The 26,140-nt window shown below is 62.9% G+C and carries 22 protein-coding genes and 2 pseudogenes; 1 reads left to right on the top strand and 23 read right to left on the bottom strand.

The window, feature by feature from the left end; all coding sequences use genetic code 11:
- Positions 1-159: 159 nt before the first annotated feature.
- The 23 genes and pseudogenes from AGR1_RS00125 to AGR1_RS00010 all read right to left on the bottom strand — a co-directional run bounded on the left by AGR1_RS00125 (position 160) and on the right by AGR1_RS00010 (position 24,645).
- A complete protein-coding gene (locus AGR1_RS00125; RefSeq protein ID WP_149145822.1) occupies positions 160-561 on the bottom strand; it encodes a single-stranded DNA-binding protein in 402 nt (133 codons plus the stop codon).
- A 718-nt stretch (positions 562-1,279) separates the two neighbouring features.
- Complete coding sequence (locus AGR1_RS00120) at positions 1,280-1,696, bottom strand: hypothetical protein (RefSeq protein WP_149145821.1); 417 nt, start codon at positions 1,694-1,696, stop codon at positions 1,280-1,282.
- Positions 1,697-1,954: 258 nt separating this feature from the next.
- Positions 1,955-3,994 carry an ATP-binding protein gene (locus AGR1_RS00115; RefSeq protein ID WP_149145820.1) on the bottom strand — a complete coding sequence of 680 codons (2,040 nt, stop codon included), beginning with the start codon at positions 3,992-3,994 and terminating at the stop codon, positions 1,955-1,957.
- Positions 3,995-4,053: 59 nt separating this feature from the next.
- Positions 4,054-5,007: a hypothetical protein gene (locus AGR1_RS00110; RefSeq protein WP_149145819.1), complete on the bottom strand. Its 954-nt coding sequence runs from the start codon at positions 5,005-5,007 to the stop codon at positions 4,054-4,056.
- Entirely contained in the window at positions 5,004-5,660 is a 657-nt protein-coding gene (locus tag AGR1_RS00105) for a TauD/TfdA family dioxygenase (RefSeq protein WP_149145818.1), read from the bottom strand. Before AGR1_RS00105 ends, AGR1_RS00110 begins: the two co-directional genes overlap by 4 nt.
- Before the next feature lie 194 nt (positions 5,661-5,854).
- Positions 5,855-6,790 carry a DUF2493 domain-containing protein gene (locus AGR1_RS00100; protein ID WP_149145817.1) on the bottom strand — a complete coding sequence of 312 codons (936 nt, stop codon included), beginning with the start codon at positions 6,788-6,790 and terminating at the stop codon, positions 5,855-5,857.
- A 335-nt stretch (positions 6,791-7,125) separates the two neighbouring features.
- Positions 7,126-8,169 (bottom strand): toprim domain-containing protein, encoded by a 1,044-nt coding sequence (locus AGR1_RS00095; RefSeq protein WP_149145816.1) that lies wholly within the window; start codon positions 8,167-8,169, stop codon positions 7,126-7,128.
- Positions 8,169-12,518: a strawberry notch-like NTP hydrolase domain-containing protein gene (locus AGR1_RS00090; protein WP_149145815.1), complete on the bottom strand. Its 4,350-nt coding sequence runs from the start codon at positions 12,516-12,518 to the stop codon at positions 8,169-8,171. The genes AGR1_RS00095 and AGR1_RS00090 overlap by 1 nt, the downstream gene beginning before the upstream one ends.
- A gap of 242 nt (positions 12,519-12,760) precedes the next feature.
- Positions 12,761-13,405: pseudogene (locus AGR1_RS00085) on the bottom strand (antitoxin of toxin-antitoxin stability system).
- The gene (locus AGR1_RS00080) at positions 13,398-13,814 is read right to left on the bottom strand and encodes a hypothetical protein (RefSeq protein ID WP_149145814.1); all 417 of its coding nucleotides are present in this window, start codon (positions 13,812-13,814) and stop codon (positions 13,398-13,400) included. The pseudogene AGR1_RS00085 and the gene AGR1_RS00080 overlap by 8 nt, the downstream one beginning before the upstream one ends.
- Positions 13,815-13,877: 63 nt before the next feature.
- Positions 13,878-14,435, bottom strand: a complete 558-nt coding sequence (locus AGR1_RS00075; RefSeq protein ID WP_149145813.1) for a hypothetical protein — start codon at positions 14,433-14,435, stop codon at positions 13,878-13,880.
- Positions 14,436-14,636: 201 nt separating this feature from the next.
- A complete protein-coding gene (locus AGR1_RS00070; RefSeq protein WP_162854490.1) occupies positions 14,637-14,801 on the bottom strand; it encodes a hypothetical protein in 165 nt (54 codons plus the stop codon).
- Between the two features lie 381 nt (positions 14,802-15,182).
- Positions 15,183-15,488, bottom strand: coding sequence for a hypothetical protein (locus tag AGR1_RS00065; protein ID WP_149145812.1), 306 nt, complete (start codon positions 15,486-15,488; stop codon positions 15,183-15,185).
- 84 nt (positions 15,489-15,572) lie between these two features.
- Complete coding sequence (locus tag AGR1_RS00060; RefSeq protein WP_149145811.1) at positions 15,573-17,732, bottom strand: chromosome partitioning protein ParB; 2,160 nt, start codon at positions 17,730-17,732, stop codon at positions 15,573-15,575.
- Positions 17,733-17,835: 103 nt separating this feature from the next.
- Positions 17,836-18,177, bottom strand: coding sequence for a hypothetical protein (locus AGR1_RS00055; RefSeq protein WP_149145810.1), 342 nt, complete (start codon positions 18,175-18,177; stop codon positions 17,836-17,838).
- Complete coding sequence (locus AGR1_RS00050) at positions 18,164-18,595, bottom strand: hypothetical protein (RefSeq protein ID WP_149145809.1); 432 nt, start codon at positions 18,593-18,595, stop codon at positions 18,164-18,166. Before AGR1_RS00050 ends, AGR1_RS00055 begins: the two co-directional genes overlap by 14 nt.
- On the bottom strand, positions 18,592-19,332 hold the full coding sequence (locus AGR1_RS00045) for a hypothetical protein (RefSeq protein ID WP_149145808.1): 741 nt from the start codon (positions 19,330-19,332) through the stop codon (positions 18,592-18,594). The genes AGR1_RS00050 and AGR1_RS00045 overlap by 4 nt, the downstream gene beginning before the upstream one ends.
- A complete protein-coding gene (locus tag AGR1_RS00040; protein WP_149145807.1) occupies positions 19,332-19,703 on the bottom strand; it encodes a DUF2958 domain-containing protein in 372 nt (123 codons plus the stop codon). The genes AGR1_RS00045 and AGR1_RS00040 overlap by 1 nt, the downstream gene beginning before the upstream one ends.
- Positions 19,700-20,014, bottom strand: a pseudogene (locus AGR1_RS00035) (zincin-like metallopeptidase domain-containing protein); the annotation flags it as partial. The pseudogene AGR1_RS00035 and the gene AGR1_RS00040, both read right to left, overlap by 4 nt.
- Positions 20,015-20,124: 110 nt before the next feature.
- The gene (locus AGR1_RS00030) at positions 20,125-21,117 is read right to left on the bottom strand and encodes a tyrosine-type recombinase/integrase (RefSeq protein WP_024897186.1); all 993 of its coding nucleotides are present in this window, start codon (positions 21,115-21,117) and stop codon (positions 20,125-20,127) included.
- Complete coding sequence (locus AGR1_RS00025; RefSeq protein ID WP_149145806.1) at positions 21,114-22,058, bottom strand: tyrosine-type recombinase/integrase; 945 nt, start codon at positions 22,056-22,058, stop codon at positions 21,114-21,116. The genes AGR1_RS00030 and AGR1_RS00025 overlap by 4 nt, the downstream gene beginning before the upstream one ends.
- Positions 22,055-23,275 (bottom strand): site-specific integrase, encoded by a 1,221-nt coding sequence (locus tag AGR1_RS00020; RefSeq protein WP_024897184.1) that lies wholly within the window; start codon positions 23,273-23,275, stop codon positions 22,055-22,057. Before AGR1_RS00020 ends, AGR1_RS00025 begins: the two co-directional genes overlap by 4 nt.
- 497 nt (positions 23,276-23,772) lie before the next feature.
- Positions 23,773-24,645, bottom strand: a complete 873-nt coding sequence (locus tag AGR1_RS00010) for a LysR family transcriptional regulator (protein WP_061498856.1) — start codon at positions 24,643-24,645, stop codon at positions 23,773-23,775.
- Positions 24,646-24,805: 160 nt separating this feature from the next.
- On the opposite strand from AGR1_RS00010, the gene AGR1_RS00005 reads away from it, so the two are divergent.
- Complete coding sequence (locus tag AGR1_RS00005; RefSeq protein ID WP_108462684.1) at positions 24,806-25,525, top strand: hypothetical protein; 720 nt, start codon at positions 24,806-24,808, stop codon at positions 25,523-25,525.
- Positions 25,526-26,140 lie beyond the last annotated feature (615 nt).

Here is a 26,140-nt window from a genome sequence, read left to right as displayed (position 1 = left end):
CTACGACTAAATTAGTCGTTCTTGGCTCACTTCGCCAGCATGAAATGCCTGATCAACACTGCAATCAGCTTTCCTTTGACGACTGATTCGGTCGTTTCGGCGCATGGCCTGCCATGAGAGAACCCGGCGGCTTGCGCCGCCGGGCTTCGCGGTTCCCGCTCAGAACGGGATGTCATCGTCGTCGATGAACTTGCCGTCCTCGCTTTCGGTCTGCTTCGCCCGGCTCAGGAAGTCGACCGTCTCGGCGATGATCTCGCATCCGTAGCGGTCGTTGCCCTGCTGATCCGTCCACTTCGTGTAGTGGATGCGGCCGCGAACCAGAACCTTCATTCCCTTCTCGCAATACTCCTGGATCGTCTTGCCGAGGCCGTTGAAGGCGGTGATGCGGTGCCATTCCGTATCCTGGACCCGGTAGCCCTTTTCGTCCCGGACAACCTTGCCGTCCGAGTAGCGGGGGCGCGAGGTGGCCAGCGTGAAGTGGGTGATCCGGGTGCCGCCTTGGGTGGTGCGGGTTTCGGGGGCCTGACCGATGTTGCCGGCGAGAATGACGATGTTCTGCATTGTAAGTCTCCGTTGCTTCTCGGAGGGACCATCCCTCCGACGAGACCCGGCCAAGGCCGTCGGGAGACTCCCGCAGCTGCCGAACCTTTCGGCAGCTTGCCCCTAAGGCCCCAGGTGGGGCGGGCAGCCGCGCTTGCGCGGCAACACGGCTGGGAGCCGCCGGGGTTGCTGGAGGAAACAGAACGGACTTAGGGGATCAGTCAGTCGGAGGGATTGGTGCCTTTCAAAGCACGAATACGGGGACGCGCAGCCGAACCATCGTCCTCACCGGTAACGCCGACCAGGCAGGCTCACGGACCTGCGCACTTCGGGGCGACTCCCGACCTTCTCCGCTTCCGGCCATTTCGCGTCTTCGCCGATTTGACGGACACATGGGCTGGAGAAGAACGAGCAGGCTATCGGGCTTTCAGAGCACGGACCAGCAGCGCATACCGTGTTTCACGACGGATGGTCCGATTCAGCCGAATAGCGAGAAGGGAATGAAGGTTCTGATTCGCCCTCGCGTTCTCACTACGAATGGATGGACGGGTAGGCACCGATTGTCCACGGCATACGGATATCAATCCCATGACCGACTTCCGAAGCCGGGTGAAGCGGACCGAAAGCAACAACGACAAAGGCAGCGCTGACGCGACAGTTTCGACTGCGCGGAAAACGTGAAGCCCGGCGGCGTAAGCCGCCGGGTTTTTAACGGTCGCGCCGGATTGCGACCGACTAATCAGCGCGAGAAGAACGACACGCCGAGGGCGTTCAGATTGATGATGGCCGCGATGCCGATGAACAAGCCGGCGCTGCCGGAAAGCAAATTGAGCATCAAGCCGGGGTCGATGGCGTTCTTCGCCACGCCGTGGACGAGTGCATATCCGGCGATGACTGCTGGTACGGCAAAGACGGCGAGAGCGATCAGCCGCAGAGCCGGATTCCTGGCGAAGCCGAGAACTGCGATGACCAGGCCGATCGAAACCAACGCCGCGCCGATGGCGGCCAATCCCGACAGGAGGATGCCGCCTCCGGCGCCCCAGGTATATTGCGCAGCGGACAGCCCAACCATGAAAGGCAAAGCGTAGATCGCAAGGTGGTAGGCAAAGATGCAGAACGCGATCCCCAAGGAGATTGCGAGCAGGATGAGCGACATGGAAACCTCCACATGATCGGTTGAGGATCACGACAGGCTGCCTGTAGATACGCTCCGCCTGCGACTATACTACTGTTCCGGTTCTGCAAGGATTTTTCATTCGACGACGAAGATGGAATCGCGTCAAGTATGAGCGTGAATCAGCCCCTTAATTGAATGTCCATAATGGGATGCAAAGCCGACCGGCCGCTTTTCGCGCGAAGAGCGAAACCCGGCCTTCCGCCACTGCGGAGCCCGATCAGCCTCTAGTAATTCAGGCTAGGCACTGCTCTCAGCCGCTTCCTGTACCAAAGCCTCCGGCTGATCGTCACCATTTTCGTCCGTGTCTTCGACAATGACACCTTCCAAAAACTGGCTGTGCTTTTGCTGCAGATATTTGATGGCCGTGTTCTCGTCTGCGGAATGCTGAAGATGCTCCTGGAAGAACTGAAGCCGAGCTCGATTTTCCTCAATCAGTTCGCCCCACGTCTTTATACCGACAATATGCCGCGGCCCCCGCGCGATCAGGCGGCGCTCGCGATCCGGACCACTTTCGATCTCATGCTTTGCGAAGTCGTCATAGGCGTTGGAGACCAGCCAGAAGTGCCAGCGCACGCCGTCGACGGTCGAGAAGCGCTCGTCTGACGTGACGGCGATCGCGTATTTCTTTGCCTGCGTGATCTCATCGGCGCCGATCTTCACTTTCGGCGCCTTGAGCTCGACGATCATGTGCTCGATGTCGTTCGCACGATGCCGGCGCGTCGAGCGCGAGAACATCAAGTCGATGATGCCGCGCGCCTTGCCGATCACTTTCACCGGCTCATCGATCGCGATGCTCGGGTCGAGATGGTCGCGATGCTTTTCGAGGACGCGACGGAGATCTTTGTCGCTCACCCAGAGATTATACTCTTCGCCGAACACCCAGGTGTTTTCAGCGAGGATTTTGTGAAGTTGGGTGCGTTCCTTCAATCGGCCTTTGGTTCCCGGATCGAAGACGATCGATTCGAGTGCGGATATGAACTTCAGCCGATCGGCGACGGTCTTTGCCGCGGTGATGATCGCGGACAGGGTCGTTTCTTGCAGGAGATTGGCAAGCTCCTTCTGCTTGCGCGCCGGCAGTTCCAGCACCTCCTTTAGGATGAGCTGCAATTCCTCCGGTCCGCGCTCGATGGCGTTGCGCAGCATGCGAAGGTGAAGCGCCTTCGCCTTTGCCGAGCTGATGCCGAGATCGGGCGCGAGCTCCTGAACCTGGACCGCGACGATGTCGAACACCTGACGCTCAACCTTCTCGACGGCGTTCTGCGGCGTGCCGCGATAGGGATAGACGTCTTCGGCAATCCACTCGTCGACCAGGGATCGCGCCTTTTCCGCCGATTTGTCGCGGAAATAGTCTTTAATCGCCGAGCGCGCACTTTCGACAGCTGCGCTCAGCAGCGGATCCATCTCCGACAGCGCAACGCGCTCTTCATTGTGCAATTCCTCGACATAGGTGGATTTCAGATAGGCTGAGAAAGAGAAACCAGGAATGTGGAAGCGCGTTTCGACCTGATCGAAAGGAAAGCCGCTCGCGGAGCAGAGATACAGGACACGCCGCGCATCCGTTCGCCATTCGATGATTTCGAGCTCGACGTCGTGCCCAGCGCCATCCTCCTTTTCGATCGGCGGCAGTGACGCTTTGTGGTGACTGGCGATGACCTTCTCGGGGTCGAGCCTCTGGCCGGCGACTGATATCGACACGCTTCGATAGTTCATCAGGTAGAGCGCGAAAATCTCGTTCAGGTCCTGAATGCCGCCTTCGCTCTCGAAGGTCTTGAAATCCCGCCGGAGGTCGCCAATTTCGACGATGACGCCCGTTAAGCGGTCGGGCGCAAGCACCTCCTCAGTGATGGTGACGTCGGTGAGATCGGCCTCGAGAAGGCGAACCTCGAACGCCTTGCGTCCGGCCGGATCGTCGTAGCAGACCTTCCAGGTGACCGACTGGCCGAGGGCGAACGCCTTGTAGCGGCCGCGCCCTTCCTGGCCGTGGATCATGCGGTGGTTGCGTTTGGTCTGTCGGACATGGCGCTTCCAAGAGCCACCGAGATTACCGAACAGCGCACGGGCGTCGCTGCGGGAAAATCCATCACCATTGTCGTAGACGACGATTTTCGACATGCCGCCTGCGAGATCGTTATGCGCGAACTCGACCGATACCTCGGTGGCGTCGCCATCGAGGCTGTTCCACAGCAGCTCGGCAAGGGCAGGCACCGGCTTCGCCTTGGTCTGCCGCGCGACGAAATCATCTCTTACCGCGACGGATACATGTTCCTCGCCGGCCATTTGCCCTCCCGGCCCTTCGCTAGGCCATGTTCCACGCCGACCGCGCCGAGCGACGACGTTCAGCGTTCGTTGTTGTCATCCTCATATCCGGAATAGTCATCTTCCGGCGCGTAATATTCGGCAGCGTCGTAAACTTGCGTTTTCTTGTATCGATCGCTCAAGCCAACCACCGCGAGACGCGACAGGCCGCTTATTTTAAGCCCGCATGCGACACACTCGAACCAGTTCGGCAGGAATTCCTGCGTTTGGGTGATCTCGCCGTCGCTCAGCCGTTGCTGTGGCGCAGAAACCGGTTCGCCCCAGATAAGCGCCTGGGAGGCGCAAGCGAGGCAATCGACGCGATGGCCGGCATGGCGCGTGGCCCAGACCGCTGCCTGTTTGGTCAGTGTGTCTCGCTCATCGTCGGCCTTGGCGAGCCAGACTTTCTTGTGGGCCTCGACCTCGCCCTTTACCACCTTCGCGCTTTCGTCGACCGCAGCGGCGATCAGTTTCGTTGCGACCTTCGCCTCATCCTCGCCGAGGAAATCCTTGAGCGTCGCCCCCATCGAGGCGAGGAGAATCTCACAGGTTTGATAGAAGCGCGGCTGCCAGGACGATCCCTTGACCCCGTCGAAGGCAAGCTCACCGGAATGAAGCTCGGCGTTGCGGCGGCCCGTATGCTGGACGCCAAAATTTTCATGCTCCTTGGCGAAATCCGGGAGGATCGCGGTGAGCCGCTTGAAGACCTCGGTGACGGCGATCGATTTTGGCGCGAACCGCTCCTCCGTGGGCGTGAAACCCAGCGCGTGATATAAGCTCGACCAGCTCTTATCGGTGTCCGCGATCAGGGCGGGACTGACATTGGCGAGCGCGGCGCGGGCGAGAAATTCGAGCGCGAGGCTGGACCACAGGGCATATTCCCAGTCGTCGCTGTCGAATGCGCTCATATGCTGGATGTACCGCTCTGCCTTGAGATAGAGCGCATCCGGATCGCATGATGCCGGCGTTGCGCCGGGTGAAATCGATTTCTTCAATGAAGCCCCTCCAGATAGACACGCTCGATCGCCCGGTTCTCGCGCCCAGGTAAGATCGGGGAGCGGGCATGCAGCATCCGCCAATTGTCGATCAGCAGCGTGTCGTGCGTTTCGGCCAGGGACACCGCGGTCGGCATGCATGTCGAAAGCCATTCGCGAACACGCAGGTCGGCGACTTCACCAACCCTGCTCGCCGGCTTCAGGAAGACCTCGTCCCAGCGGACCCGCACGACATCGTCAGCAGGCTCGCAAAGGCGCAAGAGCGAGACGCTCCCGTCACGCGGTCGTCGCGGTTTGAAGATGGCGCGCCGCAAAATGTCAAGGGTAACGGCATCGATAAGGTCGTGCCCGTCTATCACCATTGTCGGCACATCGGCGTAGCCGACGACGCAGCGCAGAAGGAGGTAGCGTGGTGGAGTGCGCCAGTGAGCGAGATCCGAATGAAAAGGGAAATGATTGAGGCCGAAAATGCCGCCATAGCTGTTCGGCGCAGCCTGGCTACGCGGCACGAGCGTCTGGACGGGTCCATCTTTCCATGGGTCCAAAGGCTTGCCCAGATCCTCCGCGATCTCGATGATGCTATCGTTCGGCCGATGGCTGCTGAAAAATATGTAACCGCTCTTACGAATCTTGTCTCTGATTTCTAATGACATTCTAACAAGCAGTGCTTGGCGCGACGCACAGCACCCTCCTACTTGGTCAACTTTTACTGGGAGTGTACAGCGCGTTTTCGTGCAGGATCAATGTCCGCTATGTGGCGGGAACATTTTTCGTCGCAACGACAGACGTTAAGGTCGCAAGCGGAAATTCAAGTTTGCGCGACTGGAACAGCCACCAAACGGCGGCGCTACGCGCCGCCGTCGAACTTCATGACCGGGATGCCGAGCTTGCGGGCCTTGTCCGCAAGGTTCTCCTGGATGCCGGTGCCGGGGAAGACGAGGACACCGACCGGCAGGACGTCGAGCATCGCGTCGTTGCGCTTGAAGGGCGCGGCCTTGCCGTGCTTCGTCCAGTCGGGCCGGAAGGCGACCTGAGCCACCTTGCGGGTATCTGCCCAGCGGGAGGCGATCAGTTCAGCGCCCTTCGGCGTGCCGCCGTGCATCAGCACCATGTCGGGGTGCTTCGCATGGACCTGATCGAGCTTTGCCCAGATCAGGCGGTGATCATTGAAGTCGGCGCCTCCGGTCAAGGCAACCTTGGGACCGGCGGGCAGCATCACCTCGGTCTCGGCCCGGTGTTTCGCGGCGAGGAAATCCCGGCTGTCGATCATCGCGGCGGTGAGATTGCGATGGTTGACCATCGAGCCGGTACGGGGCCGCCAAGCGCTGCCGGTGTAGTGCTCGAAGGCTTCCGAGGCGACGTCGCGGAAGAGTTCCATGCTGTTGCGCCGCTCGATCAGGGTCTGACCTTCTGCCGTGAGGCGCTCAAGCTCGACCGACTTCACCTCGCTGCCGTCCTGTTCACGCTGAAGGCGGCGCTGCGCCTGCTCGTTGTCGTCGAGATCGCGTTCGACCCGGCCCGCGGCGCGGTGGAAGAGATTGACGGTTCCCCAGAGCAACTCGTCAAGGTCGGGTTCGAGGCGGGTGTCGCCGAGCGTCGCGACGAGGGCGTCGAAGATATCTGCGACGGCTGCGGCGACGGCGCTACCCTCCGGGAGCGGCCTCGGATCAGGTTCGTCCTGATACGGCCGCCAGCCGTAGAGCTGGAGTTCGGTGAGGATATGATCGGTTGGGGACGAGGTGTGGTTCGGCTCGAAGCTCAAGTTTTCGTCTTCGTTCATCATCGGAAGCGTCCTTTGTCTGGAGACCGCGCCCGTCGCGGCCTTCGCAGGCGTCGGAAGCCCACGGGCGGACTGGACTGGCACCCTCGCGCCCTCGCGAGGGCTCCGATGGCCGGGTTCGGGCTATTTTGTCTTTCGCGATGCAAAGGCGGGGCTCGCCCCCGCCGACGGAAAATAGCCCGAACGCGGCCATTGCCTGTCAGGGCCGTTTGTGGGCCGATCGCCCTCTCAGAAGGCCGTGGGCACGGGACTCTCAGGAAAACGAAGGATGCTTCCGATGATGAACAGAGACGGCAGGTGGAGACGCCTCGACCGCGCCTTGTCCTCCGCCGATCTCCTCACCCTTCCCCGAAACGGTGGACGTCATCAGGATGAAGCTGCTCCATCAACGTCGTCCGGAGGGCGTCGATGCCGCGCCAGCGCAGATCTTCGTTGAAGTCCTCACGCGTCGGCGACACCGAAATCGCTTCGATCCCGACGCTCCTTGCTCTGGCGACCAGGCTGTCTCTTGCGCCGTCACCGGCCGGGTCGCGATCTCTGAGGACATAGAGCCTGCGCAGCGTCGCCGGGAACAGCATGGCAGCGAGGTGAGCCGCTGAGAGCGCCGCCATCATCGGCATCTGGGGCAGAACCTGACGGGGCGACAGCACGGTCTCGATGCCTTCGCCGGCTGCGAGCACCTCACCGGCGACGCCGAAGCGGACCCCGTGCCCGAGAAGGTCGCCCATCGCGCGCCGCGGTGACTCGACCGGCGCCTTGCCCGAACCGTCCGGAGCGAGCCAGGTGCGGTGTGCGCCGGTCTGGTTGCCGTGAAAATCGGTGACGGAAGCGATGATCGCCGGCCAGATCTCTGTGGGCGAATGCTCGTCCGGTTTATAGTAGCATCGCGGATGGTAGCGCAGCGCGGAGGTTCCCGCGAGGGAGGTGATCGCCCGCCCGTTGAGGTAGATTTCCGCCAGTGTGCCGCCGATCGGCTGCGACATGGCGAAAAGCCGCCGCGACGCTTCGGGCGAGCCGATAGCGATGCTCGACGTCCTACCGGTCGGAGTCCTCGTCTTCTTCGGTTCGGGATGCGGGAGAGCGAGGAAGCGGCGCGCTTCCTCGGCCACGTCCTTGAAGTCGATGAGGCCGAGCGCTTCGCGGATGACGTCGAGCAGATCGCCATGTTCCCCCGTTGATGCATCGGTCCATTTGCCGGCAGCACCCTTGCCGGATTCCGGCCCGGTCAGCCGCACGAACATCGAGCGGCCGGGGCTGTTCTGAACGTCTCCGACCACCCAGTGTCGTCCGGCGCGGTGGCCGGACGACAGGTAGTGGCGGCAAACCGCCTCGGCATTGCGGCCGAGACGGGATGCCAGTTCGGAAGCATCGTGACGGGCCATCACGCTGCCTCCTTCTCGCCGATGCGCTCGATCGGCCAGCGGTCGAGCAGCTTGGCGAGAACCGCGGGGCCATTGGCATCGGTCGGTACGAACATGCGCAGCTTCCACGAGATGATCTCGTGGAACAGGCCGTAGGCCGTGAGGCGCTCGCGCATCGTGTCGTCGAAGCCGGACAGCTCGATCCGGTTCGCGCCCATGACGCGGACGCGGCGAAGCTGAAGACCTTCGGCCAGATCGAGGATGGTGCGGCCGTCCATCAGGGCGGTGAACGCATCATCCGGCGTGATCGCGGCTGCGCCGGTTGCGGTTGCATTCGCGGCCCAGGCAGGCGAGACCTTGCGGCCGATGATGCGCTCGCCGTCGTCGGTCTGGAGCCGGTAGACGCGGGTCGAATCGTTCGGCAGCCGCTTCCAGATGGGCAGAAGCAGGCCCGTGACCATGTGAAGCGTCGCGTCGGTGAATTCCGGCACGTCGGCGATCTCAGCCTGCCAGGCCGACGCGAAGGTCTCCCGGTCAGCTTCGACCCAATGGGTCTCACCCATGAAACGTATCGGGATGTTATGCGCCTCGGTCGGGCGGACCAGCCGGACACGGCGCTCGACCTCGCCATCGTCGAGCATGATGCTGCTGGCCGGGATCTGAACAGCAGCGCGGCCGGAACGCTCGTTGACGAGCAGCTTCGCGCGCGGATCGCCGAGTTCGGCGAGAGCGGCATCGAGTATCACCGGACGGTTGCGCCTGCGTTCGTTGATCGTGAGCAGGCTGGTTTCAGCGCCGGTGCGCGGATGCGTATAGATCGTCCGGCGACCGACGATGACGAAGCTCTCGGCGCGCAGCGTCTCCAGCCCGGCGTCATAGGTGCCTGACGCGATCGCGCCCTCAATGCGGGCGGTCAGAAGCTGTTCGAAGGCCGTGAAGAGGATGCCCTGAAGCTCGATGGTGAGCGCGAGCAGCCGGTTGAGGAACGTCGTGATCGGCGGCAACTCATCCTTGATGCCGTTCGAGTCCATCAGCTTCAGGCCGGTGGCGGACTCGAAGCGGTCGAGCGAGCAGCCCTCGACCCTGCCGCGCACCAGCAGCAAATAGAGCTGGCGGAGGGCGTCGCGGGCGTAGTGGCTCTCCAGATTGTCCTCGGGGCGGAACAGCCCCTGGCCGCCGGTCTGGCGCTGGCCGCGCGTGATCGCGCCCAGCGTGTCGAGGCGGCGGGCAATGGTGCTGAGAAAGCGTTTCTCAGCCTTCACATTGGTCGAGATCGGCCGGAAGAGGGGCGGCTGCGCCTGATTGGTGCGGTGCGTGCGGCCGAGGCCCTGAATGGCGGTGTCGGCTTTCCAGCCCGCCTCGAGCAGGTAATGGACGCGGAGCCGCGTGTTCTTCGCCGACTTCTCCGCATGGTAGCTGCGGCCGGTGCCGCCGGCGTCCGAGAAGATGAGGACGCGCTTCTGGTCGTCCATGAAGGCTTGCGTCTCGGAAAGATTGGCGGCGCTGGCGCGCGTCTCGACGACAAGCCGGTCGATGGTGATGCTGCCGCCGCGCTTGCGGACGATGCGGCGAGACCGGCCCGTCACCTCGGCCACCGTGTCGGTGCCAAAATGCTGGATGAGCTGGTCCAGCGCGCCAGGAACCGGCGGCAGGCTGGCGAGCTTGGCGATCAGCGCATCGCGGCGGGCGACGGCCTCGCGGCTCTCGACCGGCTGGCCGTCGCGATAGACCGGCCGTGACGACAGATTGCCCTCGGAATCCGTGAACGGCTCGTAGAGCTGCACTGGAAACGAGTGGGCGAGATAGTCGAGGACGTATTCGCGCGGGGTGATGTCCACGCGGACGTCGTTCCACTCCTCCGTCGGCAGCTCCGCCAGCCGCCGTTCCATCAGCGCTTCGCCGGTCGAGACGATCTGGATGACGGCCGAATGGCCCGACTCCAGATCGGTGGCGATCGAACGCAGCAGGGTCGGCGTCTTCATGCTGGTCAGCAGATGGCCGAAGAAGCGCTGCTTGGCGCTCTCGAAGGCAGAGCGCGCAGCGGATTTCGCCTGCCTGTTCAGCGTACCGGAGCCGCCTTCACCACCGCCGGTGATATTGGCGGCCTGCATCGCCGCATCCAGATTGTTATGGATGATGGCGAAGGCCGCAGCATAGGCGTCATAGATGCGGACCTGCTCGGGCGTCAGCTCGTGCTCGACCAGCTCGTATTCGACGCCGGCGAAGGAGAGCGAGCGGGCGGTGTAGAGGCCGAGCGCGCGCAGGTCGCGGGCAAGCACTTCCATCGCCGCCACGCCGCCGGCCTCGATCGCCTCGACGAACTCGGCGCGCGTGGCGAACGGGAAATCCTCGCCGCCCCACAGCCCGAGCCGCTGCGCATAGGCGAGGTTGTGGACGGTGGTTGCGCCGGTGGCGGAGACATAGACGACGCGGGCGTTCGGAAGCGCATGCTGAAGGCGCAGGCCGGCGCGGCCCTGCTGCGAGGCGGCGACATCACCGCGTTCTCCCTTGCCGCCAGCGGCGTTCTGCATCTGGTGCGCCTCGTCGAAAATGATCACTCCATCGAAGTCGGAGCCCAACCATTCGACGATTTGCTTGACCCGCGAAACCCTCTCTCCGCGGTCGTCGGAGCGCAGCGTGGCGTAGGTTAAAAATAGGATGCCCTCGCTCAGCGTGATCGGCTTGCCCTGCGGGAACCGCGACAGTGGCGTGACCAGCAGGCGCTCCATGCCGAGTGCGCCCCAGTCGCGCTGTGCGTCCTCGATCAGCTTGTCCGATTTAGAGATCCAGACGGCCCTGCGCCGTCCCTGAAGCCAGTTGTCGAGGATGATCGCAGCCGATTCGCGACCCTTGCCGACGCCGGTGCCGTCGCCGATCATGAAGCCCTGGCGCAGCCGGACGGCGCCCTTGGCGTCCTCAGACGCAGCGGTCAGCTTGTCGAAGGTGTCGTCCACCGTCCACGCACCGGCAAGGAAATCCGAATGCGCCTCTCCGGCATAGATCACCGTTTCGAGCTGCGCATCGGACAGGAGATCGACGACGTTCGCCGGCAGCGTCGGGCGATAGCTCGGCTTCGGCGGGGCGACGCTCGCCATGGCTGCCGACTGCACGAGCCGGGTCGGATGCGCCTGAGAACCGGAAATCCGGACGGTCTGGAGACCGTATTCCTCATAGATCGCATCGGAAAGGCGACCGGCATCCGCCGGCTTCCAGTCGACGGTTTCGTAGTCGAGCGGAACGCCCTCCGGCTCGGCATGCGCCACGGCAGGCGCGTCTCTGGCCGCCCGGTTGACATAGGCGCGAACCGTGCGAGGTGCGGCCGCAGGCACGGCGACAGCCGGATCAACCGGCAGGCGTGGCGGGAGATGCTCGGCTAGCCATCCGAGCAGCGTGGCCACATCCGGCGCGACGCCCGGCGCGGTCGGGAATACGGACGGGTCGTCCGCCGGCATCTTGTCGATGACGGTCAGGCGCGTCGGAAAGGTCGTGCCGTGCTTCGCGTAGACCGAACCGTCGATCGCGGCGGAGAAGACAATGCGACCGCGTTCCTGCAGCCGGCCATAGGCTGCGGACCAGGCCGGCGCGACGGGCGCGAAGTTCGCGCCGGTGATGGTGACGAGACGGCCGGCGGGCGCGAGACGCGCAAGCGCCGAGGCGACGTGGCGGAAGGCGGCGTCGGCCATCCGGCCCTCGACATTGGCCATGACGGAGAACGGCGGGTTCATCAACACGACGGATGGCAGAATGCCAGTGTCGAGATGATCGTCGATCTGCGCCGCGTCGAAGCGGGAGACGGACAGGGCCGGAAAGAGAAGAGACAGGAGACCGGCGCGGGTCTCGGCGAGTTCGTTGAGAACGAGCGAGCCTCCGGCGATCTCGGCCAGGATGGCGAGAAGCCCGGTGCCGGCCGAGGGCTCCAGCACGCGGTCGGCCGGAGTGATCGCCGCCGCCGTCACGGCCGCGAGGCCGAGCGGGATCGGTGTTGAGAATTGCTGGAAGGACTGAGCCTCCTCCGAGCGGCGCGTATGCGTCGGCAGGAGGCCGGCGATCTTGGCGAGCTGCGGCAGGACTGCTGCCGGAGAAGCGGATTTACGGAAAAGCGCCTTGCCGTATTTGCGCAGGAAAAGCACGGTCGCCGCCTCGCAGGCGTTATAGGCCGTTTTCCAGTTCCAGGCGCCAGTCGCGTCGGAAGCGCCGAAGGTAGCCTCCATCGCGCCGCGCAGCGTAGCGGCGTCGACGCGCTGGCCGCGTTCGAGGTGAGGCAGGAGAAGCTCCGCTGCGGCGAAGACGGCGGCAGGAATGTCGGTGTCAGGGACAAGCGAAAGCGGCGCGGTGGCGGATGCCGCCGCGGATGCGGAGATCATGTTCATGGAAGGAGCCTCGGGAGAGCGGGACAGAATCGAGCCCGCGCAGCGCTCTCTCTTGACCGCGCAGGCTCGCATCCGTCCCGGCCTCGCTCTCACTCTCATCCATCGGCCAAATCGCCGAAAACCGCCGATCGCGGCCCCTGGCGGCCGAAGGGTGAGTGGCAACATGGTCGCCCTACTTGCCGACCAGATCATGGCAGACACAAAAAGAGCGCCCCGCCTTTAGAGGGGGCGCTCAAATGGCGTCAGCCGAACCGGCGACCTGTTTCGGTAAAGGTGTATTCGTTGGCGATGATCGTCTCATCGACCGCCTCGTCCGAGGACAGGTATTCGTATTCGCGCTCTAACTGGCGATAGAGCCAGCGGGCAAGATCGCGGAGCGCCTCGATGACGATCTCCTCTGCGTCGGCGGTCATGTCCTGATAAGTGGGGCCGTCACGCTCGACCGAAATAGACATGCAATACTCGTGATAGTAGTGCCCACGATGGCTGGTCTCGGCGCGAAGCTGGTAGAAGTTGCGGCGCTGGATCGCCAGCAACGCATCGGCGACCTCATGCACCTTCTTGTCCCGCGGCGCATAGGATCGGATCTCGGTCGGGGCATTGCTCCGATACGAATAATAGCATTCGAACGATGCGCCATCGCCCTGGGACCAGAACCCTGTAAAGGCGATACGAGGCTCCTAACGTGTGCCGCCGCCCATGAGGCGGACGGCGCGGGTCTTGAAGCGGGTTCCGAGGATTTCCGCGATCTGCTGGAAATCCTCATAGACGGAATCGTACTAGTCATAGTCGAAGCCGCCTTCACGATACCAGGCGCGTGCCTTGTCCTTTGCCGCATCGGAAAGCTCGTCGAGCCGATAGACCGTAGTTTCGATGATCTCAGGCATCCGGATCACCTCCATCCAGCACCTCGGCAAGCCAGCCGTCGGTATAGGTCCAGGCGAAGGTTTCCCCGGTGGCGAGATCGAGCACATGAGCGCCGCCGCCGAAGCCGTTGACGAGCGGCTTCGAGCAGGTGGTGGCATACTGAAACCCCCAGCGGCCGGTCAGTCCGAATTCGGCGGCGCAACGCTTCACAAACTGAATCAGGCGCTCCGGGTCGCCCGTGACGTCATCGCGCATCCAGAGTTTGGTGCCGCCATGCTCGGGCTGGATCGACAGGAGGAATCCGTCGGATCGCGGCTCTTCCGAAGCGCCTTCCGCGGAAAGTTGATTGTAGAGATCGAGGGCGCGGGAAGCGTTGTCGGGCGTTCCCACATCGAGCAGGCAGGAAAAATGGGTGAAGTAGTCGGCCATGTCAGGCTCCTGAAACGACAAAGCCCGGCGCGAGGCCGGGCTGATTGAAGGAAGGAAATGGGATCAGGCCGCTTGCGGCAGCCGGAGCAGCTCGGCGGCGGTCTCGCGCCAAAGCGGAGCGACCAGCCGCGCTTCCAGCAACGCCGCTCCGAATCGCAGGACGCGGGCCGACGCATGATCGCCCCGGCCGGAGGCAGCGAAGGCCATGCCGCGCTGTCGGCTGGCTTCGATGATGATGCGGCGGGCCTCGCCGTTGCTGGTAACCGGCTGCCGCCAGAGGATGACCCCGGCACGGATCTCGCCGGCGAGCACAAGGCCAAGCGCGCTGTCCTGAATGACGATCAGGCGCTGCTCGAAGCGCAATGCGGTGTCGTCGCCGGGGCCGAGATCGCCGCGTGAAACGCGGAGCGCGGCAAGAGCGATGGCGTCTTCCGGCGAAGCAGCCTCGCCAAGCGAGACGCTGCGGTCCCAATAATCGGCATCGGCGGCTCCGGCATAGCTGACAGTGCCGAGGCAGGAAATGCGCAGCGGCAGCTTCTGCGTCCGCTGAAATTCGGGCAGCACCCGGTCGGCGAGAATCCGCCCGATCGGGGCGAAGGTGGATTGGCTGGCATGGGTCATCGGGATCACTCCGCGACGGGCGCAGAGAGCCTTTCTCTCAGCATCCAACCCGTCACGGCCAAAGGCCCGACCTCTTCCTCTCATCTGCCGAAGGCGTCCGCCTCGGCGATGCTGCCGGCGATGGGCAGCCCCATCGCAAGGCAGGAGGCCCGGACGCCTCCTGAGCGTTCCGGGCCGCCGGGAATGAGGCGCTTGCGCGCCTCAGCTCCATGGGTCGAGTTCCAGTTTCACCATCTCGTCGTCGCCGTCGAATTCGTCGGCGGGCATGGCGCCGTGGGTTCCGTCTCCGGCCTGGAACACGACGATCGAGACCATGAGCGTGGTGGCGAGGCTGGCGGCGAAGGCGGTGGCATCTGCGTAGGACATGGGTTCCGGCTCCTGTCTCTGGAGGCGGGGGACCATCCCCCGCGCGACAGGCGCCCGAAGTGTCTGAACGGGTCTGCAATCACCCTCGCGCGTTCGGCTCGTCCGAATCCGCGAGGGCGGCACGCTCGCGTAAGCCGACCCCCCTCGTGGGTTGATTGACAAGGAAACGGCTCAGACCAAGGTCAGCGAATGGAAGCGGGGGTGGTGTTCTGCCTCTGACAGGATGCCGAAATCCCGTCGCAGGTGCCGCGCCCCGCCAGCCTTTCCCCCATGCCGGTCTCACCGGATCGACGTGTTCCAGGCCGGAGACGGAATCCAACTCCACACGGCATGGCAAGGACGGCGGATGCTGGTGAAACTGAAACGCGACCGGGATAATGGTCAGCTCCAATGCCCCTCGGCAATCTCGCGGACGATCAGGGCGCGGGCCTTCAGCAGCAGGTCATCGCCACCGGTATCGATATGGTCATAGAACCGGGCGCGCGCACCGCATCGGCTCCAGTCGGCATAGTAGCAATATTCGCGGGCACCGAGGCGGAAGGCCCGCAAATCGTCGGCCCAATGCGGCTTGGGCTCGACGACGACGGTGATGCCGTCGCGCGTCTCCTCCCAGGGCAGTGACCGCTCGGCCGGGGGATTTTCGCGGTCGGCCTGAAAGATGAAGTCGATGTCGATATGGTCAGCCATGACGACCTCCATAAAAAATGCCCGGCGCGATGGCCGGGCGAGTTGAAGAACGATACGGGGCGGCCTGCGCCGCCCCGTATGCGGTCATTCCGCAGCGACGAGGTGCTGCCGGTCTTCGTCTTCTTCAGCCGCTGCTTCCTCGTCGTCACCGTCGCCGGCGAGGAAGTCGGGCAAAGCCTCGACCTCGCCATCGGTGTCGGCGGCCGCATCACCATCGAGATCGACCAGGCGCATCGGTTCGGGCAGCCAGCCGGTATCGGCCAGCAGGCGCTCGGCTTCCTTGGCCATGTCGCCCTTTTTCAGATGGTCGATAAGCTGGGCCGCGCGTTCGCCCGCACCATCGCGCACCGCCGCGAGAATCTGGGTCTTGGTCACGCGACCGAGATAGTTCTCGACCGTGGGCCGCCATCCGGCATCGAGCACCATGTCGAGGCCGGTGGCGCGGGCGATCCGGTCGGCCCCGGCAAGGCGACGATCAAGGCCATGCTGCGAGATACCGGAGGCACTATGAGGGTTCGGACGCTCGTAAAGCGCATTCACGCCATAGCTGATGCAATGGGCGAGAAGCGCCATGCGGCTCGCCTCGTCGAGCGCGGCGATCCAGTCCCAGAGCGCCGCTTCGTCGGAAGGCATGTCGGCCTTCCAGGCATCGAAGCGCTCGCCGATCGCCTTGACCGACGGGCTGTCGGCGAGATCGGAGCCCTGCGAAGACAAATACCTGTGGCGAACGGAAACCTCCAGGCACCCGGTCGGCGCCGAGTAATGATAGCGCTCCATCACCATGCGGTGGAGCAGCGCCGTCATCGCGACGTGCGGGTTGCTGGCGAGCGCTTCCTGAAGCGCGACGGTGCGATGTGCAGTCAGCTCGATGACGAGCCGCTCCGGCAGCGGCTTGATCCCGTCGTCGTCATCGTCCTCTTCGGGTTCGGCCGGCTGGCCGCCGATGGTGATGACGGCACGCTGCACGTCGCCGTCATTTCCGCCCGCGACGATGGTGTTTTCGCTCTCGCCGTTCCCGGCATCGGCCACCGGCTCGTCCTCGGCCCGGACATAGCCGCGCTCGATGACAGGCTCGCCGTCGCGGTCGATGCTGATGAAGACACCGGCGCGGGCGGTCTCGGCAGGATCATAGATGACGGGGCGCTTCTCGAAGCCTTCCAGAGCGGCCTCGATCTCGCCCAGCCGCCGATCGATCTCGTCGGGCAGTTCGTCGTGCTCGGAATATTCCGATTCGAGATCGCCGTACTCGTTGCGCAATGCCTCGCGCGCGGCGCGCTCCTCGTCGGTGAGATCGGCGAAGCTGCCGGTGATCTCGCGAAGGCCGTTGTCGTAACCGTAGGGATGGCTGGTATCGACAGCGATCCACTTCCAGCCCTCGGCCGCCACTTCATCGGCAATGGCCTTCAGCTTCTCCGAAACCAGGCGGTCGAGAAGCGCAACGTCTTCGAGCCAGCCGCCATCGTCTTCGGAAAAAAGGTCGCGCAGCATCGCGCCGCCGGCCTGCTCATAGGCGTCCACGCCGACGAAGCGCACGCGCTTGTCGTCGGTTGGAACGGTGGTCTCGGTCAGGAGCTGGCGGACCTGCCAGGGCTGGACATTGTAGGAGCGCTGGACAGCCTCCCAGACCTGCTCCTGGCGGGCATGGTCGGGATTGACGGTGAACGCTTCCAGCATCGCCAGCGGCATGCCGTTACGCGCATAGACCTCCAGTAGAGTTGGCGAGACCGAAGCTAGGCGCATACGCTGCGTGATGTAGCGCGGCGTGGTGCGATAGGCGTCGGCGATTTCCTCTTTCGTCATGCCGTCGTCGAACATGCGCTTGAACGCCCGGAACTGGTCGAGCGGATGCAGGCCGAGGCGGAGCATGTTTTCCGCGAGCGAGTCGTCGACGGCCGAGGTCTTGGCGTCGGACTTCTTGACGAGGCAGGGAACGAGGCCATCGGCGGGAAAGCGTCCGGCCGCGACCAGCCGCGCGATCGCCCGGAACCGGCGGCCGCCGGCCGGGGTCTCGAAATCGCCGGTCTCGTTGCCGTCGGCATCGAGGATGGCGCGGACATTAATGCCTTGCACGATGTCCTCGCGACGGTCGATGTCGTGAGTGAGATCGTCGAGACCGGCCTCGACGTCGGTTTCGCGGACGTTGCTGTCCGAGAGGCGGATGCGATTGAAGGGAATATCACGCGAGCGCGAGAAGACGATCATCGCGACGGCAGGCTTCTTCGACTTCCTGGCAACTTTGGCCATGGTGGTTCTCCGCGACGGGCGGCCGAGACCCTCTCTCGACCTTCCAACCCGTCACGAAATCCACAGCCCTTCTCTCACTCTCGACCGTGGAGCGGGCGCGGCGCTACAAGTCGAAGCGCTGCGGTCGCTCCGCATTCACCCGGTATTTCCGACGCAACGCCAGGATCGCCGCCTCCTGCCGGTCGATCTTGCGCCGGAGCCGGTCGAGATCCGGCCCCGCAACCACCAGGAGCCGATCGAGCACCCGCCGGTTTTCCGCCTCGTCCGCGCCGGTCCACCGGCTCATGCGCCGGTGGTAGTGCCGGGATTTCGGGCGGAGACGGACCGTCTCGTCCTCGGCGCGATTGCTGAGTGCGCGTTCGGCAAGTCCGAGATTGCGCCGCGCATCCGCAAGCGCGTCCTCTATGCGTGCCAGCAGCAAGCGCAGACGATCAGGAGGCATCATCACGCTGTCCTCCGTCATCAGGCGGGCCGGGATCGAGCACGTCCTGAAGGAAGCGCGGCGGGACGTTCTCCTCCGGTCCCTGCCAGGCGATGCGGCCGTTCCACCGAATCGTAACGAAGCCGCCCCCGGTCGAGCGGACGGGGAACGGCTTCGCCTCGAAGTTGAGGCATCCAAACACGGCCGAGGTAGCCGAGAATACGGTGCTTTTGCGACCCGGCAGAAGCACGCGATCACAGGGGCCGGACGGGCGCTTTATGCGGCGGCGCGAAAGGCCGAGCCGGAACCATTCATAAGCGCGCTGTTCGCTTTCCGGCGGCGCGTCCCAATGGATGCAGTGCTTGCACTGGCCGGAGCGCCGGTCGACGGGCTCGTCAAGCGGCGGTCCGCCATTGTGTCCGCGTTTCGTCGGCCCGATCATGACGGGCCTCCCATGACGACACGCTGGACCACGACGGGCCGCGTTTCGGTCGCCTGCGCCAGGCGCTCGATCAGAGCCAGCTCAGTATCCGAGCACGCGCCGCGCACCTCGATTTCGAGCCGCTGGGCGGCGTTGGCGTGATGGCACGCGGCGATGTGGACATTGCCGCCGGTATCGACCGGGCGCAGCCTCGACCGAAGAAACAGGATGCCGGAGCCGAGATTGCCGCAGTAAAGCAATTCGTCCACGTCCGGCGCGCTCGGACCGATGCCGGCCTTGCGACCGCCGATCCTGCGGAAGGCTTCGTTGAAGGTTGACGGATCGCGGGTGATCCGCGCAGTCCGCTCGGGATGGAACTGCCACGGCGGGCGCCAGGGATCGAGCTTTCCAACCGCGATCTGGTGCAGGAAATCGACGAAGCTCGCCGGGTCGGCCGGATATGGGCAGGTCCGCCAGATCTCGCGGACACGGGCGCGCAGCCTGTCGGGCAGCGCGAAGAGCCGGGCGCGGCCCTTCCGCCACCACACCGCTCGCTGGTCGCGGCGTTCGCGTTCCGCCTCGTCCCACCACACGGCGCGGCGGGCCATTTCATCGTCGACGCCGTGCTGGCCGGCGGCGATCTCTTCGGCGAAGAGCGGCAGCGCCTCGCGTTCGAGGCGCTGCTTGCGGAGAAACGCCGCACGCTTGCGCGACGTATCTCCATAGGGTTCGGGTCTATGCCAGCGGCGGAAGCGCATCAGATGCTCCCCCGCCGCGCACGCGCCGCGGCATAGATGATCCGTTCGGCGCGGCGGATGCTGCCGGCTTCCCGTGCAGCCTCGGCCCAGACCGAAATCGGAAAGTCGCCGGAAAAGAGAACGTCGCGCTCGATGCCGAGTCCGAAAGGCAGCCGCACCGAAGCCATCTCCTCGAGCGAGAAATAGCCAAGCTCCGGCTCGCCGAGATCGGCAAGCCCAAAGAGGATATCGCCGTCGGCATCGAGTTCGGTCGCCAGCCAGACGCCGGCGCCGAGCGGGTTGAAGAATTTGACGACCGGCACATGATCGGTATCGCGCTGGCGGCCATTGGCGAGAAGCTGCGCGCGCAACTCGTCGGTCAGGAGGATCATGCTGCCCTCCTGTCGATAGCCGTCTCGGGTGTGGCAGGCCGCTGCTCGTCTTCCGGCAGGAACGACAGCAGCCAGTCGGCCGCCTTGCTCGCCTGCGAGGCCGCGCGCACGATAGCGCGGGAATCCTCGCGCATGACCTCCAGCCAACTGCCGATGTAATCGGCATGGCGCACCGTCGGCACGATGCCGAGCGCGGCGCAGCTAAAGGCCGAAATCTGCTCGGCGATCAGTTCTTCGAAGGCGTATTTCTTCGAGCCGAACGAGCCCGTCAGGTCACGGTTCAATCGGCTGTGATGGCCGCTGGCGTGACCCTTATGCCGATATCGGCATAAAACCCATTATGCCGTAAGCTGGATTATGCCGCATGGCCGAGTTCGGCGGCCGTTGCGTCTGCTGTCGGCCATGCGGCAGTTCGGCATAATCAGAGCGTTTCGAGGAAAGCGAGCAGCTCATCGCTTGGGCGATAACGCCCGGTATGCGTTTCTGGGCTGGCAACCTGCGCGAGCGCCTTTTCCTTCAGCCGCATGTCGGCGTGGATATAGATCTGGGTTGTTTCCACGGATTCGTGCCCAAGCCATAGAGCGATCACGGATTGGTCGACACCATGATGCAGCAATTCCATCGCCGTGCTGTGCCGCAACGTGTGCGGCGTGACGCGCTTGCCTGCGAGGCTCGGGCAAACTCGTGATGCTGCTAGGCAATGCTTGCGCACCAGGTGTTCCAACGCATCGCGACTGAGCCGCTCGCCCCGGATCGACGGGAACAATGGCCCATCGCTGTTACGGCGTTCGCCTATCCAGCCCTGAATCAGCTTAGCTGTATCGCGACGAAGAGGAGTGCTGCGTTCTTTCCGCCCCTTTCCGATGCAGCGGATGTAGGCGCCAGTCCCAAGAACCACGTCCTTGCAGCGCAGATTGATCAGTTCTGACGCTCGCAATCCGGTCTGAAGCGCAAGCAGCAACAGAGCGTGATCACGGCGTCCCACCCATATCGTTCGATTTGGTGCTGCGAGCAGCGCCGCGATCTCTTGAGCGTCAAGGAACGTCACGCTTCGCTTCACATACCGCTTGTTCGGCATCGAGAGAATACGCTGGCAATGAAGAAGCCAGCTCGGATCGGTCATTGCGACGTAGCGGAAGAATGATCGGATCGCGGCAAGGCGTGTATTGCGGGTGCGCGCCGTGTTGCCGCGCGCCGTTTCCACATGGGTCAGGAAGTCGGCAACGAGATCGGCGTCGAGATCCTCGATCGTGAGCTTCGTCGGCGGCTTCCCGCACCTGGAACTCGCATACCGGATCAGCAACCGGAATGTGTCCCGGTAGCCAGCGACGGTGTGGCGGCTCGCCTCCATTTGCGTAGAGAGCCGGTCGGTGAAGAAGCGTTGGATCAGCGCGGGGAAGTTGGTCGCCTTCATCGGATTCCCGCCTCCGCCGCCACGCCAGTCATTCGGGACGAAGCCAGTTCCAGCAGTTCCGGGACCGCTTCCAGATACCAATAGGTATTGGCAGGGCTTGCATGACCCAGCCATGTCGTGAGCTTGATCATCTCGCGGCTGACATCTTTGCCCGACCGGTACCAGTTCAGCATGGTCCGCACCGCGAAGGTGTGGCGAAGATCGTGAATGCGCGGCCCACGGCCATGTCGAAGATAAAGCTGCGGCTCTCGTAGCCCAATCTGCTGGCACACATGCGCGAAGTTGTAGCGGGCGCTGCAATCGCCAAGACGATGCCCCTCGCAGGTCACGAAGAATGCTCCCGGCCTGCGCCCGAGCAGCCGGTCCCGCTCGCGGCCGTAGCTTTCGAGCCGTTGCACGACGCTATGATCCAGCGGCAGCAATCGCTCCTTGCCGAGTTTGCCCTGCCGGACGTGAAGAATGCCGGATTCAACCTCCAGGTCAGCAGGATCGAGACCGAGAGCTTCGCTGATCCGAAGTCCGGTCACGGCGATCAGCCCGAAGAGCGTCGAGCAGGTCAGGCCACGCAGGCCGTAGACCGATGGTAACGTCCGCGCCTGATCGATGATCGCAACGATTTCAGCTTCGCTATAAATATATGGATGCACGCGTTGAAGGCGGCCAGGCACCAATCCTCGGGGTGGAGCCTCGTGCCTCGGATCAATGCCATGCAACCATTCCGCAAATTGACGGGCCACCCTGAAGCGTGTTGCCCGGGTTCCGGGACTGGCGGATGGCAGGCTCTCGAGCCAGCGCATGACCAGATTGGTGTTCACGTGCTGCGCGCCATCGCGGTCGGCGAAGGTGGCGAAGCGACGGAGTATCCGTGCATCGGTACTCAGATCGGCGCCGAGGACTCTTCTGAGAGTCACGTAGCGGTCAAGTTCGGCAAGGAAGCTCATCGTGCCTCCTCCGCGACGGGCCAAGATTGGGCGATGGAGCGTAGGCCATCCGTGTCGAGTTTCGCGTAGATCATCGTCGTCGCCCGCGACCGATGCCGTAGCAGATCGCCGATTTCCTCAAGCGATGCGCCGGAGCGCACCATATTCGTCGCTAGGCTGTGGCGCAGAACATGCGAGCCCACATAGGGCGTCGGCGGCTTCACGCCCGTCGCCGCGAACGCTTCCTTCAAGATGTCGTTTATGACCTGGCTGTCCTTGAATGGGCGGTTTGGCGCTCGGTGCGTCACGAACAGCGTGCGCGTGGTCGTTGACGTTCGCTCCTGCTGCAAATAGCCGATGATGGCTTCGCCGACGTCGGGCGGGATTGGCAACCGATCATGACGCTGGCCTTTTCCACGGACCAGCAACTCGCCGGCCCGCCAGTCCACGTCATCAAGCTGCATCGCGATGACCTCCGGTGCGCGCAAGCCGAGGCGGGCCATCAGCATCAGCATTGCGTAGTCGCGGGCGCCGCGCCGCGGATTGACCCGTACCGAGGCCAGAACTGCCTCCACCTCATCGGGAGACAGATGACGCGGAAGCCTGGCGCCCCAGGGCTTATGCGTCCTAGGCACGCTGAGCGACAGGTTGGTCGTCGTCAGGCCCTGTGCGAACAGATACTGGAAGAAGCTGCGCAGATGCGTGGCCGGCGTCTTGTCGCGGAACGGGTGCTTGCGCGCGAGCAGGTGCTCCATGAACGCCACGACATCCCGGATGTTCATCGCCGGAAGATCGAGCATATTGTCACCAAAGCGATGATCGAGGAAGCGATCCGCGAACCGCAGCACATGATAAATCGTTCGCGGGCTGAGGCCGCGCTGCTGCAGAAGATAGGTTTCAAAATTGCTCAGCAACTCTGCACGTTCGGCCTGCGCAGGTGTCAACGGTGGCCGTGTCGCCACCCCGATCTCAATCAGATGCGCGACAAACAGCCTGGCAAGATTGGGAACCTTGATCTGGCTTTTTGGTGTGACCGGCAACCGTCGCCCTAGTTCGACGGCAAGTTCTGGCGTCAACGCCGAGGGTGCAATGCCCTCGGTTTCGAGCAATCGCCCGAAGCGGCGAAGCAGGTATCGGTAATTCGCCAGGGTATCGGGTTTGTAGTTCTTTGCAGAAAGACTGTCCTCGAACGACGCGAAGTAGGGATCAAGGGAGGTAGTCTGATCTGATATTTCCATTTCTTGCGCTCCATGTTGTTGGAGCGACAACCTTCACGACAAAGACATATCTTTCGACCATATTTTGCGACAGCTTCCGACCCCATTGTCGCCGTTCGGAGCGCCGCGTTCGGCGCCCGAAACCTGCCGTTCATTCACTTCCACCCGACGGCAAAGTCGGGGCCGTCTGCTGAAGAGGTCATCAGGGAAATCAAGCGGCTCTTCAAGATTGAAAAGAACCCACCCACTGTTACCCGCGCCGAAGGTCGCCTCACGCGGCGCGGTGGCTTCTTGAAGAGTACGGCCTCGTCACCGACGACTATCACCGCACACAATGGGTGTGGTTCGCTGTGACCTTCACCGCAATCTGGCGCAATTTCTCCAGCGCTAAGTGGCGGATTGCGGGCGAGATCTCGAAGAAAAGTAGAACGGACGTTCGAGCGTGATGCCGCGAAAGTCTGGTCTGAGCCCAAAGTGACGAATGCTGCACGATGGGCGAATGTCGATTACCGACCTCACTACGCCAGCGTGCGCGTCATCTCACGGATCAGATCATTTGTCTCTGGTCTCGTCGTTTGGTGCCGATATCGAAGGGCCAAAACAGTTCTTGATATTTCAAGGCCATCGATGGGTTTCGACACCAGGCCCATGTCCGAAGGAATAGCGGTGGCTGGCAGGATCACCGCACCTGACCCTTGCCGAGCAAGTTCAACTAACCAATCCACGCGATTTGACCGATAGGCCGCGTAGAGTTCGTGACCATGATCCGCGCAGGCCCCATGCAAAACATCCCGCATTTCGCAATTTAGGCGGTCAAGCATGTCAGTTTTAGCAAGAGCCGAAAGAGAGATCGCATTTAGTTCAGACAACGGATGCGACTTTGACACCACGACCTTGTAGTCCTCTTCATAGAGATGGTCTATACGATAGAGGTCTTCACTGACCTTCTCTGCGGTGACTACAACGTCAAATTCACCATCTCGTAACCCGGCAAGAAGCTCGGAGGTTGACGCAACGATCAATTCGATTTCGGCTTGCGGCAATCGCGTACGAGTACGCTCCATAGCTGCCGAAATCCTGTTGTGGCCAATCGTTTCGCCGACACCGACAGAGATTGGAACCCGCTCCAAGCGCATATGACGGACCGCCTCTGCCTTAGCCTGTCGCGTCTCATCGTGAACCTTCTGCAACCTTGGCTGCATGAGTTTACCGAGGGACGTAGGCCTGCATCCCGCACGGTCCCTGACAAACAGGTCACCTCCAAGCTCGTCTTCAAGTTTCTTGATCGCAGTCGTCAAGGAAGGTTGGGAGACATTGGAGGCACTGGCTGCGTGGGTGAAGTTTCGGTGCTCGCAGACGGCAAGAAAATACCTGATCTGGTTCATTTCCATCGCCACATTCTCCGTCACATCTCATTTCAGGCCATCAAAACAAGTTCGATAGTCCACGTCTATCAAAGAATAGAATTTCGGAATTGGAGCCCGGCGCACCCAGCATGGGACAAGAGTGCATCGAAACCAAACACGATGCACTTTAAATCAGGAGACGACCATGAAAGCGCAAATCCTTCAGACATTCGCCGCACTGGCTCTGTTCACAACTTCTGCAACTGCACAGGACAACGCAATGGAAAATCATACTGCCAGCTACATCGCCATGCCCGCCGCCGAAGGCCAGACCGGAGCCTTCGCGGAGTTTCTGGCAGGTGCCGCACCTATCGTGCGGGAAACAGAGACGGGAACTGTACTTTGGTTTGCTCTGCAAGCCGACGATATGCTCGCAATCTTTGACATCTTCGCAGATGAAGAAGCACGCGACGCTCACTTCTCAGGAGCGGTTGCTGCGGCTTTGAAGCAAAACGCCGACGCGCTGGTCGACGGAGGATGGGACGACGGTGTTGTCGCGAATATCAACAACTCCGATGTCCTGTCGGTAAAGGCGCCGGTTGATCTCTACACGGCAACGACCGCAACTTACATCAAGCTCGAAGCTGCTCCAGGTAAAGGCCCCGAATTGGCAGCCTTGCTGACCGCCGCCGGCCCCATCGTCGCAGAAACTGAACCCAAGACATTGTTCTGGGCGGCGCTGCAGATTGACGGGAACAACTTCGCCATCTTCGACATCTTTGCCGACAACTCTGGCCGCGAAGCGCACTTTGCCGGACAAGTCGCCGGACTCCTGAATGAAAAGGCTTCAGAATTGATCTCAGGTGGATGGGACGACGGTGTGGTGGCAAACGTCCACAATTTCGAAATCCTCGCTACCAAGTAATCTCGAGGTGACTTGAGAAAGAAGTGCCCGGTGCAATCCATCGGGCGCTTTGCTGTTTGAATTTAGATTCACGCCAAAGCGGCCGTGCCGGAACTGGCAAGCGAAGCTCGCACTCGCCTCCGGCTTGGAAAGGGCGGCTATCGGCGGGAACATGTCCGCGCCTTCGCCCAACACGCCGAGATCGCGGACGACGCGATCTACATCGAGGGCAGCAAAAAACACCCTATTGAGGACGCCGGTAGCCACCAAAGGAGGAAAGTCGGCGGGAATCGGCGTTCCCGGTTTTTACCAAAGTGGCGGACCGGGTGGGATTCGAACATATACGCCGAAGTAATCGGCTTGCGCTTGGCTACGCCGTGAGCAATGTCGGCTTTCGGGACGCCGCAAGCGGCAGTCGAACGGCCGGAAAGGGGGCGCATTGCGGTCAAAGTACAGTAGCCTGCTGAACGGCCGCTTTCCCGGCTTGGGCGCCCAGAAGCGGTCGGGCAGCTTGCCACCCCATACTCGCCTTCTTCAAAGCGCTCTGATTATGCCGAACTGCCGCATGGCCGACAGCAGACGCAGCAGCCGCCGAACTCGGCCATGCGGCATAATCCAGCTTACGGCATAATGACC

It is taken from the genome of Agrobacterium sp. B1(2019), assembly GCF_008274755.1.
GTDB lineage: Bacteria > Pseudomonadota > Alphaproteobacteria > Rhizobiales > Rhizobiaceae > Agrobacterium > Agrobacterium salinitolerans.
Note: the sequence above shows the minus strand (reverse complement) of the source record. Positions and strands in the feature narration are given on the sequence as shown.